This window comes from Cellulomonas sp. KRMCY2 (assembly GCF_000526515.1).
GTDB lineage: Bacteria > Actinomycetota > Actinomycetes > Actinomycetales > Cellulomonadaceae > Actinotalea.
Genome location: NZ_JAGF01000001.1, coordinates 4,179,101 through 4,204,679 on the forward strand (window position 1 = coordinate 4,179,101; position 25,579 = coordinate 4,204,679).

Annotated in this window: 24 protein-coding genes and 1 pseudogene; 10 read left to right on the forward strand and 15 right to left on the reverse strand. The window is 72.1% G+C overall.

Annotated features, from left to right (window positions below; genetic code table 11):
• The first annotated feature begins 6 nt into the window (after window positions 1-6).
• Complete coding sequence (gene serA, locus K415_RS0119655) at window positions 7-1,206, forward strand: phosphoglycerate dehydrogenase (RefSeq protein ID WP_024288734.1); 1,200 nt, start codon at window positions 7-9, stop codon at window positions 1,204-1,206.
• An 82-nt stretch (window positions 1,207-1,288) separates the two neighbouring features.
• On the opposite strand, the gene K415_RS0119660 is transcribed toward serA, so the two are convergent.
• The gene (locus tag K415_RS0119660; protein WP_024288735.1) at window positions 1,289-1,474 is read right to left on the reverse strand and encodes a DUF5302 domain-containing protein; all 186 of its coding nucleotides are present in this window, start codon (window positions 1,472-1,474) and stop codon (window positions 1,289-1,291) included.
• Between the two features lie 211 nt (window positions 1,475-1,685).
• Here K415_RS0119660 and K415_RS0119665 point away from each other — a divergent pair, with 211 nt between their 5' ends.
• Window positions 1,686-3,395, forward strand: coding sequence for an AMP-binding protein (locus K415_RS0119665; RefSeq protein ID WP_024288736.1), 1,710 nt, complete (start codon window positions 1,686-1,688; stop codon window positions 3,393-3,395).
• Between the two features lie 98 nt (window positions 3,396-3,493).
• Here K415_RS0119665 and nrdR read toward each other — a convergent pair.
• Window positions 3,494-3,973, reverse strand: a pseudogene (gene nrdR, locus K415_RS0119670) (transcriptional regulator NrdR); the annotation flags it as partial.
• Between the two features lie 119 nt (window positions 3,974-4,092).
• The gene (locus K415_RS0119675; RefSeq protein ID WP_024288738.1) at window positions 4,093-4,500 is read right to left on the reverse strand and encodes a LysM peptidoglycan-binding domain-containing protein; all 408 of its coding nucleotides are present in this window, start codon (window positions 4,498-4,500) and stop codon (window positions 4,093-4,095) included.
• A 359-nt stretch (window positions 4,501-4,859) separates the two neighbouring features.
• Between K415_RS0119675 and lexA the strand changes: the two genes are divergently transcribed.
• On the forward strand, window positions 4,860-5,570 hold the full coding sequence (lexA, locus tag K415_RS0119680; protein WP_369795283.1) for a transcriptional repressor LexA: 711 nt from the start codon (window positions 4,860-4,862) through the stop codon (window positions 5,568-5,570).
• Between the two features lie 60 nt (window positions 5,571-5,630).
• Here lexA and K415_RS0119685 read toward each other — a convergent pair whose 3' ends face one another.
• The 3 genes from K415_RS0119685 to hflX all read right to left on the reverse strand — a co-directional run bounded on the left by K415_RS0119685 (window position 5,631) and on the right by hflX (window position 10,436).
• Window positions 5,631-6,620 carry an L-lactate dehydrogenase gene (locus K415_RS0119685; protein WP_029664212.1) on the reverse strand — a complete coding sequence of 330 codons (990 nt, stop codon included), beginning with the start codon at window positions 6,618-6,620 and terminating at the stop codon, window positions 5,631-5,633.
• A 116-nt stretch (window positions 6,621-6,736) separates the two neighbouring features.
• Window positions 6,737-8,917 (reverse strand): ATP-dependent DNA helicase, encoded by a 2,181-nt coding sequence (locus K415_RS0119690; RefSeq protein ID WP_024288741.1) that lies wholly within the window; start codon window positions 8,915-8,917, stop codon window positions 6,737-6,739.
• Between the two features lie 31 nt (window positions 8,918-8,948).
• Complete coding sequence (hflX, locus tag K415_RS0119695; RefSeq protein ID WP_024288742.1) at window positions 8,949-10,436, reverse strand: GTPase HflX; 1,488 nt, start codon at window positions 10,434-10,436, stop codon at window positions 8,949-8,951.
• Between the two features lie 149 nt (window positions 10,437-10,585).
• Between hflX and K415_RS0119700 the strand changes: the two genes are divergently transcribed.
• A complete protein-coding gene (locus K415_RS0119700) occupies window positions 10,586-11,236 on the forward strand; it encodes a class I SAM-dependent methyltransferase (RefSeq protein WP_051481046.1) in 651 nt (216 codons plus the stop codon).
• A 60-nt stretch (window positions 11,237-11,296) separates the two neighbouring features.
• Here the strand turns inward: K415_RS0119700 and dapF are convergent, their stop codons facing one another.
• Genes dapF through K415_RS0119715 form a run of 3 tightly spaced genes read right to left on the reverse strand, consistent with a single transcriptional unit; the run spans window position 11,297 to window position 14,021 of the window.
• Entirely contained in the window at window positions 11,297-12,265 is a 969-nt protein-coding gene (gene dapF / locus K415_RS0119705; protein ID WP_024288744.1) for a diaminopimelate epimerase, read from the reverse strand.
• Window positions 12,262-13,230, reverse strand: coding sequence for a tRNA (adenosine(37)-N6)-dimethylallyltransferase MiaA (gene miaA / locus K415_RS0119710; RefSeq protein WP_024288745.1), 969 nt, complete (start codon window positions 13,228-13,230; stop codon window positions 12,262-12,264). Before miaA ends, dapF begins: the two co-directional genes overlap by 4 nt.
• Window positions 13,227-14,021: a hypothetical protein gene (locus K415_RS0119715; RefSeq protein WP_024288746.1), complete on the reverse strand. Its 795-nt coding sequence runs from the start codon at window positions 14,019-14,021 to the stop codon at window positions 13,227-13,229. Before K415_RS0119715 ends, miaA begins: the two co-directional genes overlap by 4 nt.
• Before the next feature lie 66 nt (window positions 14,022-14,087).
• Between K415_RS0119715 and K415_RS22250 the strand changes: the two genes are divergently transcribed.
• Window positions 14,088-14,666 (forward strand): YbjN domain-containing protein, encoded by a 579-nt coding sequence (locus K415_RS22250; protein WP_024288747.1) that lies wholly within the window; start codon window positions 14,088-14,090, stop codon window positions 14,664-14,666.
• Entirely contained in the window at window positions 14,663-15,112 is a 450-nt protein-coding gene (locus K415_RS0119725; protein WP_024288748.1) for a YbjN domain-containing protein, read from the forward strand. Before K415_RS22250 ends, K415_RS0119725 begins: the two co-directional genes overlap by 4 nt.
• On the opposite strand, the gene miaB is transcribed toward K415_RS0119725, so the two are convergent.
• On the reverse strand, window positions 15,098-16,732 hold the full coding sequence (gene miaB / locus K415_RS0119730; protein WP_024288749.1) for a tRNA (N6-isopentenyl adenosine(37)-C2)-methylthiotransferase MiaB: 1,635 nt from the start codon (window positions 16,730-16,732) through the stop codon (window positions 15,098-15,100). The two genes, K415_RS0119725 and miaB, sit on opposite strands and share 15 nt — an antisense overlap.
• 129 nt (window positions 16,733-16,861) lie before the next feature.
• On the opposite strand from miaB, the gene K415_RS0119735 reads away from it, so the two are divergent.
• The 4 genes from K415_RS0119735 (at window position 16,862) to K415_RS0119750 (ending at window position 20,364) form a co-directional block, all read left to right on the forward strand.
• The gene (locus K415_RS0119735; protein WP_024288750.1) at window positions 16,862-17,650 is read left to right on the forward strand and encodes an amino acid ABC transporter ATP-binding protein; all 789 of its coding nucleotides are present in this window, start codon (window positions 16,862-16,864) and stop codon (window positions 17,648-17,650) included.
• A 142-nt stretch (window positions 17,651-17,792) separates the two neighbouring features.
• Window positions 17,793-18,686, forward strand: coding sequence for a glutamate ABC transporter substrate-binding protein (locus tag K415_RS0119740; RefSeq protein WP_024288751.1), 894 nt, complete (start codon window positions 17,793-17,795; stop codon window positions 18,684-18,686).
• 152 nt (window positions 18,687-18,838) lie between these two features.
• Window positions 18,839-19,495, forward strand: a complete 657-nt coding sequence (locus K415_RS0119745) for an amino acid ABC transporter permease (RefSeq protein WP_024288752.1) — start codon at window positions 18,839-18,841, stop codon at window positions 19,493-19,495.
• Window positions 19,492-20,364: an amino acid ABC transporter permease gene (locus tag K415_RS0119750; RefSeq protein ID WP_024288753.1), complete on the forward strand. Its 873-nt coding sequence runs from the start codon at window positions 19,492-19,494 to the stop codon at window positions 20,362-20,364. Before K415_RS0119745 ends, K415_RS0119750 begins: the two co-directional genes overlap by 4 nt.
• Before the next feature lie 93 nt (window positions 20,365-20,457).
• Here K415_RS0119750 and rny read toward each other — a convergent pair whose 3' ends face one another.
• The 5 genes from rny to K415_RS0119775 form a co-directional block, all read right to left on the reverse strand.
• The gene (gene rny, locus K415_RS0119755; protein ID WP_024288754.1) at window positions 20,458-21,918 is read right to left on the reverse strand and encodes a ribonuclease Y; all 1,461 of its coding nucleotides are present in this window, start codon (window positions 21,916-21,918) and stop codon (window positions 20,458-20,460) included.
• Between the two features lie 30 nt (window positions 21,919-21,948).
• A complete protein-coding gene (locus K415_RS0119760) occupies window positions 21,949-22,527 on the reverse strand; it encodes a regulatory protein RecX (RefSeq protein ID WP_024288755.1) in 579 nt (192 codons plus the stop codon).
• Window positions 22,528-22,555: 28 nt separating this feature from the next.
• Window positions 22,556-23,596 (reverse strand): recombinase RecA, encoded by a 1,041-nt coding sequence (gene recA, locus K415_RS0119765; protein WP_024288756.1) that lies wholly within the window; start codon window positions 23,594-23,596, stop codon window positions 22,556-22,558.
• Window positions 23,597-23,887: 291 nt separating this feature from the next.
• Entirely contained in the window at window positions 23,888-24,760 is an 873-nt protein-coding gene (locus K415_RS0119770) for an ABC transporter permease (RefSeq protein ID WP_024288757.1), read from the reverse strand.
• Entirely contained in the window at window positions 24,761-25,579 is an 819-nt protein-coding gene (locus K415_RS0119775) for an ABC transporter permease (RefSeq protein WP_024288758.1), read from the reverse strand.

The following is a 25,579-nucleotide window of genomic DNA, read 5'->3' on the forward strand; positions in this document are numbered from 1 at the left end:
GGGCGCGTGCTGCGAGCCCTCTTGCTGGAGAACCTTCATCCCTTGGCGACCACGATCCTCGACCGCGGTGGTATCGACGTCACCGCCCGCGCGAGCGCGCTGGACGAGGACGAGCTGATCGATGCCCTGCAGGGTGTCCACCTGCTCGGCATCAGGTCCAAGACCCACGTGAGCGACCGGGTCCTCGCCAACGCCCCGGACCTTCTCGCGATCGGCGCGTACTGCATCGGCACCAACCAGATCGACCTGCGCTCCGCAGCGACGCGTGGCATCGCAGCCTTCAACGCACCGTTCTCCAACACCCGGTCGGTGGTCGAGCTCACGCTCGCCGAGATCATCGCACTGACCCGCCGGCTGACCGAGCGCGACCGCGCGCTGCACGCCGGGACCTGGGACAAGTCGGCCGAGGGCTCGCACGAGGTGCGCGGCCGCACTCTCGGGATCGTCGGCTACGGCAACATCGGCACCCAGCTGTCGGTGCTCGCCGAGGCGCTCGGCATGTCGGTCGTCTTCTACGACTCGGCCGAGCGCCCCGCCCTGGGCAACGCCCGCCGACTGGACAGCCTCGACGAGCTGCTCGAGCTCTCCGACGTCGTGACGTTGCACGTCGACGGGCGCAGTGGGAACGCCGGCCTGTTCGGCCCGGACCAGTTCGCCCGGATGCGTCCGGGGGCCGTCTTCCTGAACCTCTCGCGCGGTTTCGTGGTCGACTACGCGGCGCTGCGCGAGCACGTCCTGTCCGGCCATGTGGGCGGCGCGGCCGTCGACGTGTTCCCGGTCGAGCCCAAGCGACGCGGCGACCCGTTCGAGTCCGACCTGCGTGGGCTGCCCAACGTGATCCTCACGCCGCACATCGGCGGCTCGACCGAGGAGGCCCAGGAGGCGATCGGGCAGTTCGTCTCGAACAAGCTGCGGGACTACCTGACCAACGGCTCGACGACCCTGAGCGTGAACCTGCCCAACCTCGCGCTCGACGCCGGGACGGGTTCGCACCGGATCGCCCACCTGCACCAGAACACCCCCGGAGTCCTGGCGGGCATCAACCACGCCCTGGCCGAGCACGGCGTGAACATCGAGGGTCAGCTGCTCGCCACCCGGGGTGAGATCGGCTACGTGGTCACCGACGCCGGCGCAGACCCCGGTCCCGAGGTCTACCGCGCGCTCGAGACCATGCCGCAGACGGTCCGCCTGCGCGTGCTGTCCTGACGGGCTGGACCGCACCTCACCACGACGCGCGGCCCGCCCCGATCGGGGCGGGCCGCGCGTCGTCGTGGTGCGGTGCGACCGGTCAGCCGGTCTTGCGCCGGAACGTCCGCTTGCTGCCGCTCTTGACCTCGGCGCCGTGGACGACACCGGTGTTCTGGCGGCCCTCCGCGGTCTTGTGAGCGGTCTCCTGCTTGCGCGTGAGCGCCTCGCGGAATCGCGCCTTGGCGTCGTCGGACGCCGCGGGTGCGTCGTGGTCCTCGTCGGCCATCGCCGTACCTCCTGGTCGTCGTGCACTGGTCGCTGCGGGCGTGCTCGCCCCGTGTCGTCGGATACCAGCCTGACGGTACGCGCTCGCCGGCGCCACCGGATTCCGACCCGCTCGAGCGCCGGCCGGCGACGCCCGGACATGAGCGGGTGAGAAGCGCCCGAGGCGGCCGGCCGGGTCGTAACCTACGGAACCGTAGGGTTAGGCTGGATCCATGACGACCGACCTCCCCAGGCCCTGGCTGAGCTCGTACTCCACCGGCGTCCCGGCGGACGTCGACGAGGTCACCGAGCCCGTCACCGCGACCCTCGCGCGGATCGCGCAGGAGTTCCCGAGCCGGATCGCGACCGACTTCATGGGCGCCGTCACGACGTACGACTCGCTCGCGCGCAGGGTCGACCGCGCCGCTGAGGCGCTGCGCGAGGTGGGGGTCCGCCGCGGCGACCGGGTGGCGCTGATCCTGCCGAACTGCGCGACCCACGTCGTGGCCTTCTACGCGATCCTGCGACTCGGCGCCGTCGTCGTCGAGCACAACCCGACGTACTCGGCGAGCGAGCTGGAGCACCAGATCGCCGACAGCGGTGCGGTGGTTGCGATCGTCTGGGAGAAGGCGACCAAGGCCGTGCTCGAGGTCCGCGAGCGGACCGAGCTGCGCACGGTCATCACTGTCAACCTCGCTGCCGACCTGCCGGGGGTCAAGCGCGCCGCGCTGTACCTGCCGGTGCCGGCCGCCCGCGCGTCCCGTGCCGCCCTGCGCTCGCGGATCCGCCGTGACTCCGGAGTGCTGCGCTGGGACCAGCTGGTCCGGTCGGCCCCGCCGCTGCCGGCCGACCACCCGCAGCCGGCGCTGGACGACATGGCCCTGCTGCAGTACACCGGCGGGACGACGGGCACACCGAAGGGCGCCGTGCTGCGTCACCGACAGGTGGCCGTCAACGCCGCCCAGGGGCAGGCCTGGACCCAGCCGACGACCGGGACCGAGACCGTCTACGCCGCTCTGCCGTTCTTCCACTCGTTCGGCCTGACCCTCTGCCTGACCTATGCGGTGCGGATCGCCGCGACCGTCGTGATCTTCCCGAAGTTCGACGTGGACTCCGTCCTTGCGGCCCAGCGTCGGCGGCCCGCGACCTTCATCCCGGGCGTCCCGCCGATGTTCGAGCGGCTCGCAGCCGCAGCGCGCAGCACGGGCGCGGACCTGACGTCGATCAAGGGCTCGATCTCCGGTGCGATGGCACTCTCGCCGGAGACGGCCGCGGCGTGGGAGGAGGTCACCGGCGGGATTCTCGTCGAGGGCTACGGGATGACCGAGACGTCCCCCGTCGCGCTCGGCAACCCGATGTCCCCGGCCCGGCGTCCCGGCATGCTCGGGCTGCCGTTCCCGTCGACCTACATGCGGGTCGTCGACCCCGACGACCCGAGCCGCGACGTCCCGCACGGCGAGCAGGGCGAGCTGCTGGTCAGCGGTCCGCAGGTCTTCGACGGGTACTGGCAACGTCCCGAGGAGACCGCGGAGGCACTGATCGAGCACGGCGGGCGGACCTGGCTCCGGACGGGTGACGTCGTCGTGGTCGAGGAGGACAACTTCGTCCGTCTGGTCGACCGGATCAAAGAGGTCATCATCACCGGTGGCTTCAACGTCTACCCGTCGCAGGTCGAGGACCACCTGCGTGGCATGCCTGGCATCGCCGACGTCGCAGTCGTCGGCATCCCCGGTGGGGACCTCGGTGAGCGCGTCGTGGCCGCGATCGTCCTCGCCGAAGGCGCCACCCGGGTCGAGCTCGCCGCGGTGCGGGCCTGGAGCGAGAACAAGCTCGCTCGCTACGCGCACCCCCGCGACCTGGTCGTCCTGACGGAGCTTCCGCGGTCCCAGATCGGCAAGGTCCTGCGCCGCGTGGTGCGGCAGCAGATCATCGATCAGCGCTGAGCTCGAACCGCCTCGTCCTGGACCGAGCCGTCCCGGACCGACTCGCGCTGGACCGACTCGCCCTGGACCGACTCGGGCTCAGACCGCTCGCCTGCGACGGACCCGTCCTCGACCGTCTCGTCCGCTGCAGCGTGGTGCTCTGCCCGCAGGGCAGTGATCGCTGCCTCGAAGTCCTCGAGGGACTCGAACGCCTGGTACACGCTCGCGAACCGTAGGTACGCGACCTCGTCGAGCTCGCGCAGCGGACCGAGGATCGACAAGCCGATCTCGTGCGCGTCGAGCTCCGCGCTGCCGGTGCTCCGCAGGGTCTCCTCGACGCGCTGTGCGAGCAGCGCCAGGTCGTCCTCGCTGACCGGGCGCCCCTGGCAGGCCTTCCGAACCCCGTTGACCACCTTCTCGCGGCTGAAGGGCTCGGTGACGCCGGACCGCTTGACGACCGAGAGGCCTGCCGTCTCGATCGTCGTGAAGCGACGGTGGCACTCGGGGCACTGCCTGCGGCGTCGGATCGACAGGCCGTCATCGGAGGTCCGGGAGTCCACGACGCGCGAGTCACCATGCCGGCAGAACGGGCAGTGCACCGAACCTCCACCTCCGCTGCGACCGACGGTCGCGGGCTGTCTGCGGTTCACCGTACGGGTGTGCTCAGACGGGTGCAAGAAACGGTCCGTGCCCGGCTGCAGCCGCGGGGGCGTCGCCGTCAGCCGACCGGGACCAGGATCTGCTGGCCCGCCTGCAGGCCGCTGTCCGCCAGGCCGTTGAGGTCGATGAGCTCGTCGACGACGTCGCGACGGTCCTGTCCGGGCCCCGCCACCGAGCCGGCCACCTCCCACAAGGTCTCCCCTGCCGCGACGGTGTGCGTCACGACCTGCAGCGCCTCGCCCGGGCCGTCAGCCATGGCGCTCTCCGCAGACAGCCCCGCCACCAGGGCGAGACCGAGGGCCAGGAGCACGACCGTGAGCCGGCCACGACGCGTGAGCCGCAGGCCGGACGCGGCCCGGCCGGAGTCGCCGACGGCGCTGGGCGACGCGGTCAGCGGACGGACCGGACGCATCGTGCGGACCTCAGCGCCGAAGCGGGGCTGGACGTCCCAGGCCATCGTGCTCATCGTCGTCTCCTCACCTCGGGCTCCTGTGCGACGGAGCCGCAGTGCTGCGGAACTGCGGAACTGCGAACCGGTCGAACACCCGTACGTCGAACGCATGTTCGTCGAACGTCTGTACGATGTCTACCACCAACGGCCGACATCTGTCGAGACACGCTCGAACAGGTGTTTGATCCGATGGATCGCGGCCCCTATGGTGGGGCACGAGGAACAGACCACCACGCACCTCTGACATCGCCTGGCGTCGGGTGCGCGGCCGGCCGCAGGAGCAGTCCGTCGAGAGCATCAGCCCGTCGAGGTTTCGAGACCAGGAGGCCGCCGTGGCAGCGAACACCAACCCACCGTCGGGATCGGACGACGGGCTGGCCACGGTCCACGCACTGCCCGACACGCCTGTCGGCGGCGACGGCCTGACAGCCCGTCAGCGGCTCGTCCTGGAGACCATCCGGGCCAGCGTCGAGCGCAGGGGCTACCCACCGAGCATGCGCGAGATCGGCGTGGCTGTCGGCCTGACCAGCCCGTCCTCGGTCAAGCACCAGCTGACCGCACTCGAGCGCAAGGGCTACCTGCGGCGGGACCCGAACCGACCCCGGGCGATCGAGGTCGTGCACCCTGACGACTCCCGACCCATCGGCCGGATGGACGTGCACGGGCGCAGCTACGGGCAGGAGCACCTCGCCGAGGGCGACTCGATCCCGACCCCGTCGTACGTCCCGGTGGTGGGCCGGATCGCCGCCGGTGGCCCGATCCTGGCCGAGCAGGTCGTCGAGGACGTCTTCCCGCTACCCCGTCAGCTCGTCGGGGACGGTGACCTCTTCCTCCTCCGGGTCGTCGGCGACTCGATGATCGAGGCTGCGATCTGCGACCACGACTGGGTCGTCGTGCGGCGCCAGCCGGTCGCGGAGAACGGCGAGATCGTCGTCGCGATGATCGACGGCGAGGCGACGGTCAAGACGCTCCGGCGCGCCGACGGACACGTCTGGCTGATGCCGCAGAACGCGGCCTACGCACCCATCCCGGGTGACGACGCCATCGTCCTGGGCCGGGTCGTCAGTGTGCTGCGGAGCCTGTGACGGCTGCGTACCACCACCGCCCGCGGTGACCCTGCGACGCCCGAGCCCGAAGCGGCGACGCTAGAGGCCGAACTGCCTGGCCACCGCACGCAGGGCGTCGGCCGACCGGTGCAGGCCGGCCAGCTCCTGGTCGGACATGCTGACCTCGAGTCGCGCTCCGACGCCGTGCCTGCCGACGATCGACGGGACCGAGAGGCACACGTCAGAGATGCCCCGGTAGCCCTCGAGCAGGGACGAGACCGGCAGGATCCGCCGTTCGTCACCGAGGATCGCCTCGATGATGCGGGACCCGGCGAGGGCGACCGCGTAGTTGGTCGCCCCCTTGCCCGCGATGATCCGGTAGGCGGACTGCACGACCTCGTCGGCGATCCGCTCACGGTCCGCCGCATCGAGGCGGCCCACCATCACGCCATCCGGTCCCGGGACGCCCGGCCAGTCCATCAGCGGCACCGAGCCGATCGCGGCCGAGCTCCAGAGCGGGATCTCGGAGTCGCCGTGCTCACCGGCGATGTAGGCGTGGATGTTCTGCACCGCGACGCCGGTGTGCTGCGCGAGCAGGTACCGCAGCCGCGAGGAGTCCAGCACCGTCCCCGAGCCGAACAGCTGGTTCGGCGGGAGCCCGGAGATCTTGAGCGCCGCGTAGGTGACGATGTCGACCGGGTTGGTGACCATGAGGTAGACCGCATCCGGGGCCACATCGACCAGACCGGGCAGGATCTTGCGCACCAGGCCGATCGTGGCCTCGGCCAGCTCGAGCCTGCTCTGGCCCGGGCGCTGCTTGGCGCCGGCCGTCACGACCACGACATCGGCCCCGGCGCAGACGGCCATGTCGTCCGATCCGACGACGTCGGCCATCGGCATGAACTGGATCCCATGGCCGATGTCGAGCGCCTCCGCCTCGACCTTGGCCTTGTCGATGTCGTAGAGCGCGACGCTGCGGGCCGCTCCTCGCATCAGGGCCGCGTAGGCGAGGGTGGCTCCGACGCTGCCCGCTCCCACGATCGCCAGCTTGGTCGTCCGCCGCCCCGCCGGGGTCGCATCGAGGCCCATGCCATCGGTCTCGCTGTTGCGCCGTCCCGAACGTGCCGCCGTGTCCACCACGTTGCCATCCCCTTCGTCCGCGCACCCGATGTAGCCAACCCTAAGCCGCGACCGGCTCGGTCGCGCTAGCGGTCCGCGGGGGCGGGATCGGCCTGGTGGGCGAGCCGCTGCAGCGCGGCGCGGGCGACCGCAGGATCGGTGGTCTGCCAGAACGGCGGCATCGTCCGGATCAGGAACGTCCCGTAGCGGGCGGTGGCCAGGCGAGGGTCGAGGACGGCGACGACGCCGCGGTCGGTGTCGGTCCGGATCAGCCGACCCGAGCCCTGGGCGAGCAGGAGGGCCGCATGCGCCGCGGAGACCGTCATGAAGCCGTTCCCGCCGCTCGCCTCGACGGCCTCGGTGCGCGCAGAGCGGACCGGGTCGTCGGGCCGCGGGAACGGGATCCGGTCGATCAGGACGAGGCGGCAGGTGGGGCCAGGGACGTCGACACCCTGCCAGAGCGACAGCGTCCCGAACAGGCAGGTCGCCTCGTCGGCGATGAACTGGCGCACCAGCGTCGGCAGCTGGTCGTCACCCTGACACAGGACGGGCACGTCCAGCCGGGTCCGCATCGCCTCCGCGGCCGCGAGCGCCGCCCGTCTCGAGGAGAACAGGCCGAGCGTCGCCCCGCCCGCCGCGGTGACGAGCTCGGCGATCTCGTCGAGCTGGGCCTCGGTCGTCGGCTCGCGCCCCGGTGCCGGGAGGTGGCGGGCGATGTAGAGGATCGCGCTGTGCGGGTAGTCGAACGGGCTGCCGACGTCGATCCCCCGCCAGGGCCGCGGCGCCGCGGGGTCCGGGTCCGCGGCTGCCCTGGCGGTGGTCGCGGGGGTGTCCGCGTCGTCGCGGCGCGCCAGCTCGGGATCGAGACCGACGGCCCGGGCCAGTGGCGTGAAGCTGCCGCCGAGGGCAAGGGTCGCCGAGGTCAGGACTGCGGTGCGGCCGGTGAACAGGTGGGTCCTGACGAGCCCCGCGACCGCGAGCGGTGCGGCGTGCAGCCTCGAGGCCCCGGACCGTCCCCAGCCCTCGTCGCCGCGCGCGCACCAGATCACGTCCCGTCCGGTCGCCGCAGCGTCGCCGGTCATCCGCTCGCCGATCTCGAACAGGATGAGGACCGCCGAGACGGCCATCTTCAGACCGCCCTCCGCGACCGGTGCGCTCTGGGTCGCCTCCGGCTTGAGCGCCGTCATCAAGCCCCGCGCGGCATCCCGCACGGCCGCCACGGCGGTCACCACGGCCGGTGGCAGGCCGCTGCGGAACCGACCCTCCGGGAGCTCTGCGAGCACCTGGCCGAGCGCCTGCGCCGCGCTGTCCAGATCGGTGGTCGGCACACCCCCGTGGCGACGGGCCAACCGTCCGGCATGCTCGACGGTCGCGACCGACAGCTCGACCGTCGCCTGCGCCGTCACACGATCGGCGAGCTCGTGGGCCTCGTCGACCACGAGCACCTCGTGCTCCGGCAGGACCCCAGGTGACCCGCTCGCCGCGATCCCGAGCATCGCATGGTTGGTCACCACGACGTCGGCCTCACGAGCACGAGCCCTGGCGTGCTCGGGGAAGCAGTCGGCCAGCACCGGGCAGCGGGGCCCGAGACACTCCATCGACCGGACCGAGACCTGCCGCCACGCACGGTCCGGCACCCCGGGCACCAGGTCGTCACGGTCGCCCGTCGTCGTCTCGGCCGCCCACTCGCGCAGCCGCAGCACCTGACGTCCGAGCGCGCCGGGACCGGACCCGTCCCCCGGACCGCCGTCGGCCGCCGACCCGTCGCCGCCCACCGCCGACGGGTGGTCGGACGCACCCGGTCCCTCACCGAGCGCCTCGAAGAGCGTGACCGGCTCGTCGGGCGGGTAGCCACCGGCGACCTTGTGCGCGCACAGGTAGTTGTGCCAGCCCTTGAGCAGGGCGATCTGCGGTGCACGCGGGAGCTGCGGCGCGACCGCGGCCGCGACGAGCGGAAGGTCGCGGGTCATGACTTGCCGCTGGAGCGCGAGGGTCGCGGTGGAGATCACGACGCGTTCGTCGGCCAGGACGGCGTGCCGCACGGCTGGGACGAGGTACGCCAGCGACTTGCCGGTACCGGTGCCGGCCTGGACGAGCAGGTGCTCGCGGGCGTCGATCGCGTCGGCGACTGCCTGTGCCATCGCGTGCTGCCCGTCACGGCGCCGACCGCCGAGCGTGGTGACGGCCCGATCGAGCAGCTCGCCGACCGTCGACGTCGGGCCCGGGACGGGCCCCGGGACTGGCGGATCGGTCGGCGGAGTCACCACGGAAGCCTAGAACGTCGCCGCGTCCTCCCGGTCAGCCGACCGATGCCGTCCTGAGCTCGGCCGCGAGGTCCGCATCCACCCGCGCGCGGAGCAGCGTGCCGTGCTCGGTGTGCTCCTCGACGTCGATCTCACCCTCGGAGTGGGTACGGCTGACGAGGTCACCCCGGTCGTACGGCACGAGGACGTCGACCGAGACACGGGGACGCGGCAGCTCGGCGGAGATCATCTCCTGCAGCTCGGCGAACCCCTCCCCGGTGTAGGCGGAGACGACGATCGAGTGCGGCTCGCGCCGACGCATCCGTGCCACCACGTCGGGATCGGCGACGTCGGCCTTGTTGAGCACGACGAGCTCGGGGATCTCGCGGGCGCCCTCGATCTCGGCGAGGACCGCGCGGACCGCCGCGACCTGCCCCTCGGGGTCGGGGTGCGAGACGTCGACGACGTGCAGCACGAGGTCGGCATCGCCGACCTCTTCGAGCGTCGACCGGAAGGCCTCGACGAGCTGGGTCGGCAGGGAGCGGACGAAGCCGACCGTGTCGGCGAGCGTGTACTGGCGACCGTCGGGTGTCCGGGCACGCCGCACCGTCGGGTCGAGCGTCGCGAACAGGGAGTTCTCGACCAGGACGCCGGCTCCGGTGAGGCGGTTGAGCAGGCTCGACTTGCCGGCGTTGGTGTAGCCGGCGATCGCGACGGACGGCACGTTGTGGCGCTTGCGCGACGACCGCTGGGTCGCCCGCGACGGCTCCATGGCCGCGATCTCCCGCTTGAGCTTGGCGACCCGGGTCCGGATCCGTCGCCGGTCCAGCTCGATCTTGGTCTCGCCGGGACCACGCGACCCGATGCCGGCACCCGCCGCGACCCGACCACCGGCCTGCCGCGACATCGACTCGCCCCAGCCACGCAGCCGCGGCAGGAGGTACACCAGCTGAGCGAGCTCGACCTGCGCCTTGCCCTCCCGCGACTTCGCGTGCTGGGCGAAGATGTCCAGGATCAACGCCGTCCGGTCGATGACCTTGACCTTGACGATGTCCTCGAGGCTGCGGCGCTGCGACGGAGCGAGGTCGGCGTCCACGATGACGGTGTCGGCCCCGGTGGCGGCGACCACCTCGGCCAGCTCGGTGGCCTTGCCCGAGCCGAGGAAGGTCGCGGGGTCCGGGGTCGACCTGCGCTGCAGGATGCCGTCGAGCACCTCCGAGCCGGCCGTCTCCGCGAGGGCCGCGAGCTCGCGCAGCGAGACCTCGGCATCGGCGACCGTGCCCGAGCTCCAGATGCCTGCGAGCACGACCTTCTCCAGCCGGAGCTGCCGGTACTCGACCTCGGTGACATCGCTGAGCTCGGTCGACAGACCGCGGACACGGCGCAGCGCCGCGCGGTCCTCGCGCTCCATCTGGTCGCCGTCCGTGTCGCTGCGGCGCGTCTCGCCGGCATCCAGGACGGTCCCGGCACGGGCCAGCACGCGGGCGACGACGGCGTCGGCAAGGTCACGGGCGTCGTGGGGCTGCGGTTCAGGCAGGGTCATCAGTACCTCTCGTCAGGTGACAAGCCTTGCACGCACGCGGTGCGCCCGCGAACGAATACCGGCGCCGGCGGGTGCCGACAGGTGCCCGACGGTGCGCGACGGTGCCGGACGGTGGCCCGACGCTCGGTACAGTGCCGACCGTGCCCAGCATGCCCCCCGGTCCTGACGCCGACAGCGCCCCGGCCGACAGCGCGCCGTCGGACGGCGACCACTACTTCTCGGCGGAGCCCGCCTCCGCCGCCGAGCGCCGCACGCTCGACGTGCACCTCGCAGGCCGCGACCTGACCGTGCAGACGGCTTCGGGCATCTTCTCCCCCGGCCGGGTCGATCTCGGCACCCAGGTGCTCCTGCGCTCGGTCCCGGCACCGCCGCCCGCGGGGAACCTGCTCGACCTCGGCTGCGGCTGGGGCCCGATCGCCGTGACCCTGGCCCTCCTGGCGCCGGGTGCGACCGTCTGGGCGGTGGACGTCAACACGCGCGCGCTCGACCTGCTCCGGCACACCATCCGGGACCTGGGGCTCGAGAACGTCGTCGCGGTCGGTCCGGACGACGTACCGGACGACGTGCTCTTCGCGGCCGTGTGGTCCAACCCGCCGATCCGGGTGGGCAAGGAGGTGCTGCACGGGATGCTCGGACGGTGGCTCCGCCGCCTCACGCCCGAGGGCCAGGCCCACCTGGTCGTCCAGCGCAACCTGGGCGCCGACTCCCTGCAGCGCTGGATCGTCACGGAGCTGGGGCTGCCGACCGAGCGGGTCGCCAGCGCCAAGGGCTTCCGCGTCCTGCGGGTCAGCCCGGCCTGAGCCCGCCGCCGCCCCGGCCACGTCCGCCGTGCCGCCGAGGTCGAGTCGGGTCGAGTCGGGTCAGCTCAGGGCATCGAGGTCGACAACCACGTCCGCGACCAGCACGGCGGGGCCGGCGAGCTCCACGTGCCCGCCGTCCAGGACACGGACGCGGACCATGCCGCCGGGGACCTGCACGGTCCAGGTGTCCGGCGCACCGGCACCTGCCCAGGTCCGCACCGCGAGCGCGGCGGCACACGCACCCGTCCCGCAGGACATGGTCTCGCCCACCCCGCGCTCGTGCACCCGCATCCGCACCTGCCCGACGACCTCGCCGTCCGGCGTCGTGGTCTCACCGAGGGGTACGACGAGCTCGACGTTGGTCCCGTGCGCAGGCGTCGGTGTCACCGTCGGCGCTCGGGTCAGGTCGACGGACGTGAGCTCGTCGACGTCGGCGAGGGCCAGCACGGTGTGCGGGTTGCCCAGGTCGACACTCAGCGCCGGCCGGGTCACCGCGAGTCCCGCGACGACGACCTCGGCGTCCATGCCTGCGACGACGGCCGCCTGGCCGCCGGGAAGGTGCCAGGGACCCATGTCGACCGCATACCAGTCGTCGGCGTCATCGGCGTCGTCCGCTGCCGGCTCGCGCCGTACCCGCCGGACCCCGGCCCGCGTGCCGAGGACCAGCTCGGCGGTGCCGTCCCACAGCCCGAGCCGCTCCGCGAAGCGCGCGACCACCCGCACGCCGTTGCCGCACATCTCCGCCACGCTGCCGTCGGCGTTGCGATAGTCCATGAACCATCGCGCGGCGGGGTCCTCGACCAGGCTGGCCGCGCCGGCAGCCAGTGCGGAGCTCGCGACCAGCCGGATCACCCCGTCACCGCCGACCCCTGCCCTGCGGTCGGTCAGTCCCCGGACAAGGTGCGGCGTCAGGTCGAGCGAGCCGTCGAGATCAGCGATGAGCACGAAGTCGTTCTGGGTGCCGTGGCCCTTGGTCACGGCGAGCGTGCGACCGCCACGGTCGGGACGCAGGTCGGCGGACGAGGTCATGACCCGAGCGTACGACGGCGCACGCCGGGATCGACGAGACGTCCGGCATCAGCCTGCGCGACGAGGTCGAGGGCCCGGTCGACCAGTTCCGGGGCGCGGGAGTCGAGCCAGTGCACCCGGGGATCCCGCCCGAACCACCCCATCTGCTTGCGGGCGAGGCGCCGCGTCCCGGCGATCACCGCGGCGCGGGCCTCGGGCTCGGTGACCTCCCCGCGAAGCAGGGCGAGCACCTGCGCGTAGCCCACCGCACGTGCCGCCGTCCGGCCCATCCGGCGCCCGGCGAGGCCGCCCACCTCGTCGACCAGGCCGCGGGCCCACATGTGTGCCACGCGGTGCTCGATCCGCTCGTCCAGCACGTCGCGTGCGCAGTCCAGACCGATCTGCACGGTGGGCCGGGCGTACACCTGCTCGGGGAGCGTCGCGGTGTACGGACGGCCGGTGATCTCGATCACCTCGAGGGCACGGACGATGCGCCGTGTGTTGGCCCGGCCGATGCGATCCGCCGCATCGGGGTCGACGGCGGCGAGCTCGTCGTGCAGCAGGCCAGGTCCGACCTCCCGTGCCCTGGCCTCGAGCCGGGCACGGACGACCGGGTCCACCGGAGCGAGCTCCATCCGGTCCAGCAGCGCGCGCACGTACAGGCCGGAACCACCGACCACGACGGGCCGCCCACCGTGGGCGGCGATCACCGCCAGGTCCGCGCGGGCCGCCCGCTGGTAGGCCGCGACCGAGGCGTCCTCGTCCACGTCGAGCACATCGAGCATGTGGTGGACGACCCCGCGGCGCTCCGCCGGCGACAGCTTGGCCGTCCCGATGTCCATCCCCCGGTACAGCTGCATCGCGTCGGCGTTGACGATCTCCCCACCGAGCCGCTCGGCGAGCGCGAGCCCCAGGTCGGACTTGCCCGTGGCCGTCGGCCCGACCAGCGCGACGACGGGCGTCGTGGTCCTGCCGGTCGCGGTCATGCCTGCTCCGGCGGCGACTCGTCCGTCAGGTCCCCGTGCCGTCCACCGGCCGGGTGGTCCCACACCACGACGGCATACGTGGCGTCGAACGGGGACGAGACGAGCCGGACATCCCCCCGGATCGCCGGACCACCAAGGGTCTGCGCGGCCGTCGCACCGATCAGCACCTGCCACGGGGCCCAGGCGCTCACGGCGAGCTCCACCGCGACGCTGCCGGGCACGGCCGCGAGGCGTTCGACGGCGTCGGGGCCGAGGTCCGCGAGGTCGGCGAGCACCCGGTCGTCGAACGGAGCGGCCCGTCCGTCCTGCGCCAACGGACCGGCCGGGCCCCGGCGGGCGCTGAGCGAACCGACCAGGAGCAGCGCGACCCGGTCCGCCCCGGCGGTGCGGTCACGACCGACGGCCCGCAGCGCGGCGGCGTCCTGCGCGGGCACGACCAGCGCGGAGACCGCCCCGGCCCAGCCCACCTCGGCGAGCAGCAGCAGGGCGACCGACGTCGCGACGTCCCGGACGACCGGCCGCGACTGCCGGTCGGGACCGGTCGACCAGCCGAGGGCGTCGTCGTCCAGCCCGGCGGCTCCGAGCGAGGCACGCACCGGGCCCTCGTGCTCGACCAGACCACGACCCGGCCGGCCGGCCGCCACCACGACGACCCGGTCCGGCCCCCCCGACACGAGATCGCCGACGGCACCGAGGGCGGCCGACCGCTCGGCGGCGAGCACCTCGGCGGCACCAGCGGCACCGGGCACCAGGAGAGCCGTCTCCGGCACGAGGGCAGCAGCGTGGAGCACGCACCGACCGTACCTGTCCGGCGGATGCCCAGGGGCCGACGCCCGCCGCGCAGGTATGGTGCAGCGATGGGGCTCTTCTCCTGGGTGCGCCGGGTTCGCGAGGCGGATGGCCCACGCACCGTCTCGGGTCCAGGTGACCGTCCGCTGCGGGGCCTGCTCGGCGGTCCGAGCCGCCAGGCCCCCGAGCAGCGCGCCGGTGCGCCGGACCCGGCGATCCCGTCCCCCCTGACGACCGAGCGCCTCCGGTCATGGTTCAGCCGGCACGGCTACAGCTACTTCGTCGACGACGACGGCGACGTCGGCGGTCTGTGGCGCGGGCGCCTGTTCCACTTCTTCCTCTTCGGCGAGCACCAGGAGATCCTCCAGGTGCGCGGCCAGTGGAATCGTGAGTTCGCGATCGAACGGCTCACCGACGTGCTCGAGATCTGCAACGAGTGGAACGCGGAGAAGATCTGGCCCAAGGCCTACGTGCGCGTGCGCGACGACGGGATGGTGCACGTGACCTGCGAGGTCGCCACCGACCTCGAGCACGGCGTGAGCGACGCCCAGCTCGGGCAGCTGCTGCAGTGCGGGCTGAGTGCCGCCAGCGTCTTCTTCGACACCCTCGACCAGCTGTACCCCGACCCGGCATCGGCCGCGCCATGAGCGGCTCCGAGGTGCCGACGCCGCTCGACAGCGGCCGCGTCGAGGCGTACCTGCGCGGGCGCGGCTATCGCGTGCAGCGGGACCCGGACGGTGACCTGACCGGCACCTGGGACGGTGACCGCTTCTGGTTCCTCCTACTCGGCGAGCAGCACGAGGTGCTTCAGGTGCGCGGACGCTGGCGCCGGACCCTGCCGCAGGACCGATGGGGCGCGGCGCTGCTGACCGTCAACGACTGGAACCGCGAGCGGCTGTGGCCCAAGGCCTACCTGCGCGCCGAGGAAGGGCAGACCGCGCTGTACGGCGAGATGTCGGTCGACCTGGAGCACGGGGTGACCGACGACCAGCTCGCCCAGCTCGTCGCGTGCGGGCTGGGGACCGGCGTCCAGCTGTTCGCGGCCCTGGGTGATCTCGTCCCGGACGAGGGCGGCAGGTCAGCGACGGGCTGAGGGCATCCCGAGGGCGATCGGGCCCGCTCCGGCGACGACGCCGTGCCCGTGGCCCTCGTCGGCCCCGTCGCGCGCTGCCCGCTGCCGAGCCGCCCACGCCTCCCCCGCGCGCGTCCTGCGCACCTCGTACCGACCACCGTTCAGCCCGGAGTCCGCGACCAGGTGATACGGCGCAGAACCGGTGACCTCGACCGTGACCAGGTCGCCGGGGCGTGGCAGGTCGTGGTGCAGCTCGGGCGCACCGCGCTCCCCGCGCAGGGCGGCCGCGTGGGCCGGCGGCGCGAGGTGGACGAGCCGGTTGTCCGCGGCACGACCGGTGAGCCGGTGCGTCGCGCCGTCCTTGCGGCCCTCGCCCTCGCCGACCAGGACCTCGACCGTCCGACCGACCTGACGGGCGTTCTCCTGCTCGGAGATCCCGTCCTGCAGCGCCGTCAGGCGCTCGTAGCGCTCCTGCACGACAGCCTTCGGGATCCCGCCGGGCAGGTCGGCAGCAGGGGTCCCGGGACGCTGCGAGTACTGGAACGTGAACGCCGAGCTGAAGCGTGCCGCCTCGACGACCCGCAGGGTCTCGGCGAAGTCCTGCTCGGTCTCACCCGGGAAGCCGACGATCACGTCCGTGGTGATCGCGGCGTCCGGGATGGCTGCGCGCACGCGGTCCAGGATCCCGAGGAACTTCGCTGCCCGGTAGGAGCGGCGCATCGCGCGCAGCACCTGGTCCGAGCCGGACTGCAGGGGCATGTGCAGCTGGGGCATCACGGTGGGGGTCTGCGCCATGGCGTCGATCACGTCGTCGGTGAAGGCCGCCGGATGAGGCGAGGTGAAGCGCACCCGCTCGAGACCGTCGATGCTGCCGACCGCGCGCAGCAGGGCGGCGAACGCGCCGCGGTCGCCGAACTCCACGCCGTAGCTGTTCACGTTCTGCCCCAGCAGCGTGACCTCGATCGCGCCCTGCGCGACGAGCGCCTCGACCTCGGCGAGGATCTCCCCCGGCCTGCGGTCCCGCTCCTTGCCGCGCAGCCGGGGCACGATGCAGAACGTGCACGTGTTGTTGCAGCCGACGCTGATCGAGACCCAGCCGGCGTAGACAGACTCCCGTCGGGTCGGCAGCGTCGACGGGAACACCTGCAGCGACTCGGCGATCTCGACCTGGGCCTCGGTGTTGTGCCGCGCCCGCTCGAGCAGCACCGGCAGGGCGTCGAGGTTGTGCGTGCCGAAGACGACGTCGACCCAGGGGGCGCGGTCGACGATGCCGGACCGGTCCTTCTGCGCGAGGCAGCCGCCGACGGCGATCTGCATGCCGGGGCGTCGTGCCTTGACCGAGGCGAGCTGACCGAGGTTGCCGTACAGGCGACTGGCCGCGTTCTCCCGCACCGCGCAGGTGTTGACCACCACGACGTCGGCCAGGTACGCCGCGGCGTCGTCCGGGGCCGCCGGGACGTACCCGGCCGCCTCGAGCATCCCCGCCATGTGCTCGGAGTCATGGACGTTCATCTGGCAGCCGAGCGTCCGCACGACGTACGTCCGGCATCCCTGGGCGACCGACGGTGCCGTCGCGCGCAGGTCCGTCGCAGCGGCCTCAGGGACGGTCGCGGGCCGATCGGCGGGCAGGGTCGCAGTCATCACCACCAGGGTACGGCGCCCCGGGGCGTCGCCGAGCAGGTCGATTCGATAGCCGCTCTTGACCCTTTGTTGCCAACTTGTGATCCGCTCGGGTGGGCAGAGGAAACATGACCCCTCTACGGTCAGCAGATGGCTCACCAGCAACCGGCGCCCACGGCCGCCCAGGATCCGACCGCCCCGGGTGAGCCGCTCGTCGTCCTGGCGAAGGTCAACAAGCACTTCGGCGCCCTGCACGTGCTCCGCGACATCGACCTGACCGTGCACCGCGGCGAGGTCGTCGTGGTGATCGGCCCGTCGGGCTCCGGCAAGTCGACCCTGTGCCGCGCGATCAACCGTCTGGAGACGATCGACTCGGGCACGATCACCGTCGACGGGCAGCCGTTGCCCGCCGAGGGCAAGGCCCTGGCCCACCTCCGCGCCGACGTCGGCATGGTCTTCCAGTCCTTCAACCTCTTCGCGCACAAGACCGTCCTGGAGAACGTGACGCTCGGGCCGATCAAGGCCAAGGGGATGAAGCGGGCCGACGCCCGGGAGGCAGCGATGACGCTGCTCGAGCGGGTCGGCGTGGCCGACCAGGCGGACAAGCTGCCGGCGCAGCTGTCGGGCGGCCAGCAGCAGCGCGTCGCGATCGCGCGGGCGCTGGCGATGAAGCCCAAGGTGATGCTCTTCGACGAGCCGACGTCGGCGCTCGACCCCGAGATGATCAACGAGGTCCTGGACGTCATGGTGGCCCTGGCGCGGGACGGCATGACCATGATCGTCGTGACCCACGAGATGGGCTTCGCGCGCAAGGCCGCGAACCGCGTCGTCTTCATGGACGGCGGCCTGATCGTCGAGGAGGCCCAGCCGGAGGTCTTCTTCACCGCCCCGCGCAGCGACCGCGCCAAGGACTTCCTGTCCAAGATCCTGACCCACTGAACGTGATCGGCCCAGCCTGACCCACTGAACGTGACCGACGCAGCCTGACCGACCCAGCCTGACGGACGGAGAGGACCGGAGAACCGACAGCGAGGACCCGTCGCCACCGAGACGGCGGGGCACGAACCGGAAGGAGACGACCATGCGTTCACGACGAGGAACGATCGCGGTACTGGCCGCGGCGACACTCACCCTGGCCGCCTGCGGCAGCGGGGACACCCCGGAGGACGAGCCGGCAGGCACGGCCGACGAGGAGATGACCGAGGAGCCGACCGGGGCGGCGGAGTTCCCCGAGGGCTCGACGATGGCCGAGCTCGCCGACGCCGGGGCGATCACCGTCGGCACCAAGTTCGACCAGCCGCTGTTCGGGCTCGTCGGGCCGGACCAGGTCCCGGTGGGCTTCGACGTCGAGATCGCCAAGCTGATCGCCGGGAAGCTCGGCATCGACGAGGACGGCATCACGTGGGTCGAGACCGTCTCGGCGAACCGCGAGGCGTTCATCGAGACCGACCAGGTTGACATCGTCGTGGCGACGTACACCATCAACGACGACCGCAAGGAGCGCATCTCGTTCGCCGGGCCGTACTACGAGGCCGGCCAGTCGATCCTGACGCTCGTCTCGAACGCGGACATCCAGGGCCCCGACGACCTCGCAGGCACGAAGGTCTGCACGGTCTCCGGGTCGACACCCGAGGCGAACCTGCTCGAGAACTTCCCCGACGCCGAGGTCGTGCCGTTCGGCACCTACTCCGAGTGCATCGAGCCGCTCAAGAACGGTCAGGTCGACGCGGTGAGCACGGACAACGTGATCCTGGCGGGCTTCGCCGCCGACGACCCGGAGCTCGAGGTGCGCGGCGAACCGTTCACCGAGGAGCCCTACGGCATCGGCCTTGCCAAGGACGACGACGAGTTCCGGATGTGGATCAACGACGCGCTCGAGGAGTTCTACGCGGACGGCAGCTGGACCGAGGCGTGGGAGGCGACGGCCGGCACCGTGCTGCCCACCCCCGAGCCGCCCGCCGTCGACAGGTACTGAGTCGGCTACCGGCCGACCGGTCGCCGACCGGGCACTGATGCCCTGATCACCCGCCCCTGCCTCGGGTGAGACCGGCGGGCGCCGGCGCCGCTGTCCTCGGACACGACGCGGGCTCCCGCCGGGCCCGAGCCTCGAACGGAGGAACCCCCGCCGTGGACGTCATCATCGACAACCTCCCGACCTACCTGTCGGGGTTCATGGTGACGCTCCAGCTGACCCTGTGGTCCGCCGCGCTGGCGCTCCTGGCCGGGCTGCTCCTGGCGGCCCTGCGGGTCTCCCCGCTGCGTCCGCTACGGGCGTTCGCGGCCACGTACGTCGAGCTCCTGCGCAACACACCGCTGACCCTTGTCTTCTTCTTCATGGTCTTCGTCGCGCCCTACTTCGGCATCCTCGCTCCGCTGGGCTTCTGGACGGCGGTCATCTGCCTCTCGGCCTACACCGCGGCATTCGTGTGCGAGGCGATCCGCTCAGGCATCAACAGCGTGGGAGTCGGCCAGGCGGAGGCGGCGCGCGCCATCGGGCTCACCTTCGGCCAGACCCTGGTCGAGGTCGTCCTGCCGCAGGCCGTCCGCAGCGTCGTCCCGCCGCTGATCAACGTCTTCATCGCCCTGACCAAGAACACGTCGGTCGCGGCCGGCTTCGGCCTGATCGCCGTCGAGCTGGTGGGCACCGGGCGTCGCCTCGGCGTCACCAACGCGGCGAGCGGCCTGTGGGTCCTGGTCGGGGTGGCGCTGTTCTACCTCGCCATCACCATCCCCGCCGGGGCTCTCGCGAGCCGCATCGAGCGGAAGGTGGCGTTCGCCCGATGAGCGCGATCCTCTACGACTCCCCCGGGCCCCGCGCGCGGCGGCGTGAGCTGATCGGCTCCGTCGTCGGCGGCGTCCTGCTGCTGGCCCTGCTCGGATCCGGCCTCTGGTTCGCGGCCGGGCGCGGAGTCCTGGACCTCGAGCGCTGGGACGTCCTGTTCGACCCGCCGAAGGGCCAGACGGCCGCAGCCGTGTGGGAGTCCATGGTCGTCCGTGGCCTGGGGGCGACGCTGCGTGCGGCTGCGGTTGCTGCGCCCGTGGCGCTCGTGCTCGGCCTGGTGCTCGCTGTGTGGCGGACCGCGCGCCACCGGTGGCAGCGGGGTCCGGCGGTCGTGGTGATCGAGCTGTTCCGCGGGCTGCCCGTGCTGCTCATGATGTTCTTCGGCCTGATCGGCTTCGGCTGGAGCGCCTTCGAGTCCGTCGTCTTCGGCCTGACGGTCTACAACATGGCGATCATCGCGGAGATCCTGCGCGCCGGGCTGGCCTCGCTGCCGAAGGGTCAGACGGAGGCGGCCTACGCCATCGGGTTGACCCGGAGCCAGACGCTGCTCACGATCCTGCTCCCGCAGGCCGTCCGCACGATGATGCCGAGCCTCATCGCACAGCTCGTGGTCCTGCTCAAGGACTCCTCGCTCGGCTTCATCGTGGGCTACGCCGAGCTGCTCCAGTCCATCAAGAACAACGGGCAGTTCTTCGGGAACCAGTACTACGTCGCCCTGTTCGTCGTGGGCGCCGGGCTCTACCTGACCGTCAACATCTCGCTGTCGTGGCTTGCCCGCTGGACCCAGCGCCGCACCATGCGGACCTCGTCGGCACCGCCGGCACCCGATGAGGTGACCCGCGCCCCGACCTTCGGTGGGCCTTCCCGTTGACCGGCGTGGGCCCGGCTGACCGGCGTGGGCCCGGCGCGCCGGCGTGGGCCCGGCCGACCGGCGTGGGCCCGGCGCAGCACAGCTGTGGCCAGTTCAGCCCGCGGTGGCCGTCGCGCGCAGCTCGCGGATCACTGTCACGACGATCTCGCCGGGGTAGGACAGGTCCTTCTCGATCTGACGCGCGATCCCCTGGGCGAGCTCGGGCATCGCGGCGTCGTCGACCAGGTCGGGCTCGACGATCACCCGCACCTCACGACCGGCCGACATCGCGACCGCGCGCCGGACGCCGTCGTGCGAGGCGACGAGCGACTCGAGGGTGTCCATCCGCTCGATGTACTGGTCGAGCTCCTCACGGCGGGCACCGGGCCGGGCTGCCGAGCACGCGTCCGCAGCCTGCACCAGGACGGCCTCGACGGACTCCATCGGCACCTCGTCGTGATGGGCCGCGATCGCGTTCACCACGACCGGCGGCTCACCGAGTCGCATCGCGAGAGCCGCGCCGACCGTCGCGTGGGTGCCGCCGAGCTCGGCGCTCAGCGCCTTGCCGATGTCGTGCAGGAAGGCGGCCCGCCGGGCGACCTCGACGTCGGCCCCGATCTCGGCTGCCATCGCGGCAGCGATCCGGGCCGACTCGACCAGATGGGCAAGGACGTTCTGGCCGTAGCTCGAGCGCAGCCGCAGGCGGCCGAGCGTCTCGATCAGCTCAGGGTGCAGCCGCGTCACACCGGCCCGCTCGGCAGCGTCGTGGCCTGCGGTGACGGCCCGCTCGTCGGCGCCGGCGAGCGCCTCGGCGTAGGCGATCTCGATCCGCTGGGGGTGGATCCGACCGTCGGCGATCAACGCCTCCATGGCGACCGCTGCGACCTCGCGGCGCTCGGCGTCGAAGCTCGAGAGCGTCACCGAGTCCGGGGTGTCATCGATGATCACGTTGACGCCGGTGAGCGCCTCGAAGGTGCGGATGTTCCGCCCTTCCTTGCCGATGATCCGGCCCTTCATCTCCTCGGCCGGCAGCGCCACCACCGTCACGACATTCTGCGCACTCGTCGGACCGGCGATGCGCTGGACAGCCGTCGCGACGACCTGCCGGGCACGCTCGTCCGCGGTGCGCCGCGCCTTGGCCTCGAGCCGACGGATGCCGGCCGCTGCGTCGTGGGCGGCGCGCTCGGTCGCCAGCCTGATCTGCTCGGCCCGCGCCTCCTCGGCGGACAGGCCGGAGACGGACTCCAGGAGCTCGCTCGCCCGTGCGGTGGCGTCACCGACTGCGGCCGCTGCCGCGGTGCGGTCCTGCTGGGCCTCCAGGCTGCGGCGATCGGCTGCTTCGTGCAGGGTCCGGACCTCGCGGCGCTCCGCGCTGATCTCCTTCTCGCGCTCGGTCAGCCGCTCCTCGCGACGCTTGGCGTCCGCGAGCATCACTTCGGCCGCCGCCTTGATCGAGCTGACGTCCTGTGCCGCCTGGGCACGGTTGGCGGACGCCTCGCGGCGCGCCAGCAGGACGAGGAGCAGAGCGACGAGGCTGGCGAGAAGGAGCAACAGGACGATGGCGAGCTGCTCCATCGCACCTCCTCCCGGGCCTGCACGGCCGGATCAGTCGTCCGTCACCGCAGGATCCCACGGCTCGCTACCCCTATCGTCCACCATTTCGCGGACCAGCCTCGACGACAGGCCCGGCGGGTACCCCTTGCGCCCGAGCATCGCGATGGCGCGCCGTGTCTGGACCCGGGGGTCGGCGTCCGGTCCGGATCGCCATCGGCGTCGCAGGAGCTCCCGGGCAGAGGCCTCCTCGGCGGCGTCGTCGACCGTCGCCAGCGCCGGTTCCGCGTCCTCGACGGAGATGCCCTTGCGGCGCAGCTCGACGGCCAGCGCGCGCCTGGCCAGGCTCCTGGACTCGCGCCGGGAGCGCACCAGCATCTCCGCATAGGCGGCGTCGTCGATCAGGCCGACCTCGGTGAAGCGGTCCAGGACCCGTCCGGCGACGGCATCCTCGACCCCGCGCCGCGCCAGGGCCTCGGCCAGCTGGTGGCGGCTGCGCGGTGCCCCGGTGAGCTGACGCAGTGCGATGGACCGTGCGAACGACTCCGGATCCGGCTCGGGATCCACCGCCGAGGCGCCCGCCTCCGGCGGCTCCTGAGCCGAGGTCCGCCGACGGCGAGAGGAGGTGGTCACGCCTGCCTCCTCTCAGCCATCGGCACGGTCAGAAGTCGACGCCCGCATCCGGTACTGCCGGGGCATCGACGCGCGCGCCCACCCCGAGCTTTTCCTTGATCTTCTTCTCGATCTCGTTGGCAAGGTCCGGGTTGTCGCGCAGGAAGGCGCGCGCGTTCTCCTTGCCCTGGCCGAGCTGGTCGCCCTCGTAGGTGAACCAGGAACCGGACTTGCGCACGAATCCCTGCTCGACGCCCATGTCGATCAGGCCGCCTTCGCGGGAGATCCCGACGCCGTAGATGATGTCGAACTCGGCCTGCTTGAACGGCGGTGCCATCTTGTTCTTGACGACCTTGACCCGGGTCCGGTTGCCGACCGCGTCGGTGCCCTCCTTGAGGGTCTCGATCCGCCGGATGTCCAGGCGCACCGATGCGTAGAACTTCAGTGCCTTGCCACCTGTCGTCGTCTCCGGCGAGCCGAAGAACACGCCGATCTTCTCGCGCAGCTGGTTGATGAAGATGGCAGTGGTGCCCGAGTTGCTGAGCGCTCCGGCGATCTTGCGCAGGGCCTGGGACATCAGCCGGGCCTGCAGGCCCACGTGGCTGTCGCCCATCTCCCCGTCGATCTCGGCCTTGGGCACGAGCGCGGCGACCGAGTCGATGACCACGATGTCGATCGCACCGGAGCGGATGAGCATGTCCATGATCTCGAGCGCCTGCTCACCGGTGTCCGGCTGGGAGACGAGCAGTGCGTCGGTGTCGACGCCGAGCTTCTTGGCGTACTCGGGATCCAGGGCGTGCTCGGCGTCGATGAACGCCGCGATCCCGCCGGCCCTCTGCGCGTTCGCCACGGCGTGCAGCGCGAGGGTCGTCTTGCCGCTCGACTCGGGGCCGTAGATCTCCACGACCCGCCCACGGGGCAGGCCACCGATCCCCAGGGCGATGTCCAGGGCGATCGAGCCCGTGGGGATGACCTCGACCGGGGCGCGCCCCTCGTCACCGAGGCGCATGATCGACCCCTTGCCGAACTGGCGGTCGATCTGTCCGAGCGCGGCCTCAAGGGCCTTGGCGCGGTCTGCGGGAGCAGCCATGTGTCACCTCGATGATCATGGGGCGGCGAGCCGCCCACCAGGAGTCAGGTCTGTTGTCGGCACCGACGGGCGGCGCCTGCGTTCTCACGTGTGTGTCGTGCTCGTGGTGACGCTACGCCCCGCCCCTGACATCCTCCGGACCGCCTGTGCGGCCTGTGGATGCGGAGTGTTCCGCAGCACCTGTTGACAGCCTACCCGAACACCTGTTCGAGAGAGCCGCAGGATGCGCCCCGACACGCCGGGGCCCGGCCCGCCGTCCGAACCGCACGGATCCCGGGGCCGGATCGACCGTCAGCGCAGCAGGAGCGTCTCGATCCGGCGGGCGGTCCAGACGGTGCCGAGCGAGCCCATCGCGGTCAGGTACGCCACGTGCACCCACATCCCGGACCCCACCTGCCCGAACATCAGGTCACGCACCATCGCGACCCCGTGGTACAGCGGCGTCGCCTGGACGACGGCCTGCAACGCCGGCGGGTAGGTGCCCAGCGGGAAGAAGGTCGCCGAGAACAGGAACATGGGCAGGATGGCGAGCTGCACGTAGTCGAAGTCCGCCCAGGTGCGCATGTACGTCGTCGTGGCCATGCCGATCGAGGCGAAGGCCCAGCCGATCAGGCTCGCCGCCGGGACGGCAAGGATCGCGGTCCACGACGTGACCGCGCCGGCGAGCGCGGCGACGACGAGGAAGGCGGCCGAGTACACCAGGCCCCGCAGCAGCGCCCAGCTGATCTCACCGACGGCGACGTCCCGTGGCCCCAGCGGCGTGGCGAGCACCGAGTCGTAGAGCTTGGCGTACTTGAGCTTGAAGAAGACGTTCGTCGTCGAGTCGAACACCGCACCGTTCATCGCGGACGCGGCAAGCAGCGCCGGGGCGACGAAGACCGCGTACCTGACCATCCGCCCGCCACCGGCATCGACGTCGCCGACCAGGGCGCCGATCCCCACGCCCATCGAGAACAGGAAGAAGACCGGCTCGAAGAAGCCCGAGACGATGATCGACCAGGTGCGCCGGAACGAGCGGTAGTTGCGCTCGACGAGCATCCGCGCCATGCCGGCCCCAGCGGGGAGCGGCAGCGCCTCGACCAGTCGGCGCACGACGGACGGCGGCCGGGGCGGGTCCGCGATCGGCGACCGAACCGGGACGACCCGGCTCTGCGGCCCGGCCACTCAGACCACCATCCGACGACGGAGCACCCGGACGGCCATCAGGTAGCCACCGACCAGCCACAGTGCGAGGTAGGCGACGTGCCCCAGCACGCCACCGACCGTCGCCGTCCCGAGGACCAGGGCGCGGCACGCATCGACCGTGTGCCACAGCGGCGTCGCCCACGCGACCGGTTGCAGCCAGCCGGGCAGCTGCTCGATCGGGAAGAACGTCCCCGAGAACAACGACATCGGCATCACGACGAAGCGGAACATGAGCACGAGGCCCTGATCGTTCGTCAGGCTCGCCGAGTACGCGTAGCAGCAGGACGCGAACGCCATCCCGCCCAGGGTCGCGACACCGACGGCGACCACGCCCCACGGCGAGCGCACGGTGCCGAACAGTGCCGCGACCGCGAAGAACACGACGGCCGCGAGCGTGACCCGGACCAGGACGTAGGCGAGGTGCCCGACCACGACGTCACGGACCTTGAGCGGCGTCGCGAGCATGCCCTGGTAGATCGGCGTCCACTTGATCGAACCGACGACCGAGAAGGTCGTCTCGCCCGCGGCGACCTGCAGGGTCGTCGCCGCGAGCACACCCGGCGCGATGAACACGACGTACGGCACCCCGCCGATGCCGCCGGCGCCGCGGTCGACCAGCAGCCCGAGGCCGAAGCCCATCCCGGCCAGGTACAGCAGCGGCGACAGGAAGCTCGTGATCGCCGTGCCGAGCCAGACCCTGCGGTACTTGATGAGCCAGTGCGCCGCGACGGCCTGCCAGCCGCCGGTGGTCCGCCCGGTGCGGGTCGGTGCCAGGACCTCGGTGTCAGCGACGGCCAT

Bases quoted from the DNA above. Each gene is read 5' to 3' on its own strand.
- dapF (WP_024288744.1), bottom strand. From the start codon at position 12,265: ATGACCTCGTCCGCCGACCTGCGTCCCGACCGTGGCGGTCGCACGCTC.
- K415_RS0119665 (WP_024288736.1), top strand. From the start codon at position 1,686: ATGACGACCGACCTCCCCAGGCCCTGGCTGAGCTCGTACTCCACCGGC.
- K415_RS0119700 (WP_051481046.1), top strand. From the start codon at position 10,586: ATGCCCCCCGGTCCTGACGCCGACAGCGCCCCGGCCGACAGCGCGCCG.
- K415_RS0119740 (WP_024288751.1), top strand. From the start codon at position 17,793: ATGCGTTCACGACGAGGAACGATCGCGGTACTGGCCGCGGCGACACTC.
- K415_RS0119750 (WP_024288753.1), top strand. From the start codon at position 19,492: ATGAGCGCGATCCTCTACGACTCCCCCGGGCCCCGCGCGCGGCGGCGT.
- K415_RS0119675 (WP_024288738.1), bottom strand. From the start codon at position 4,500: ATGAGCACGATGGCCTGGGACGTCCAGCCCCGCTTCGGCGCTGAGGTC.
- recA (WP_024288756.1), bottom strand. From the start codon at position 23,596: ATGGCTGCTCCCGCAGACCGCGCCAAGGCCCTTGAGGCCGCGCTCGGA.
- K415_RS0119660 (WP_024288735.1), bottom strand. From the start codon at position 1,474: ATGGCCGACGAGGACCACGACGCACCCGCGGCGTCCGACGACGCCAAG.
- K415_RS0119735 (WP_024288750.1), top strand. From the start codon at position 16,862: ATGGCTCACCAGCAACCGGCGCCCACGGCCGCCCAGGATCCGACCGCC.
- K415_RS22250 (WP_024288747.1), top strand. From the start codon at position 14,088: ATGGGGCTCTTCTCCTGGGTGCGCCGGGTTCGCGAGGCGGATGGCCCA.
- hflX (WP_024288742.1), bottom strand. From the start codon at position 10,436: ATGACCCTGCCTGAACCGCAGCCCCACGACGCCCGTGACCTTGCCGAC.
- K415_RS0119725 (WP_024288748.1), top strand. From the start codon at position 14,663: ATGAGCGGCTCCGAGGTGCCGACGCCGCTCGACAGCGGCCGCGTCGAG.
- rny (WP_024288754.1), bottom strand. From the start codon at position 21,918: ATGGAGCAGCTCGCCATCGTCCTGTTGCTCCTTCTCGCCAGCCTCGTC.
- K415_RS0119775 (WP_024288758.1), bottom strand. From the start codon at position 25,579: ATGGCCGTCGCTGACACCGAGGTCCTGGCACCGACCCGCACCGGGCGG.
- K415_RS0119685 (WP_029664212.1), bottom strand. From the start codon at position 6,620: ATGGGCCTCGATGCGACCCCGGCGGGGCGGCGGACGACCAAGCTGGCG.
- miaA (WP_024288745.1), bottom strand. From the start codon at position 13,230: ATGACCGCGACCGGCAGGACCACGACGCCCGTCGTCGCGCTGGTCGGG.
- miaB (WP_024288749.1), bottom strand. From the start codon at position 16,732: ATGACTGCGACCCTGCCCGCCGATCGGCCCGCGACCGTCCCTGAGGCC.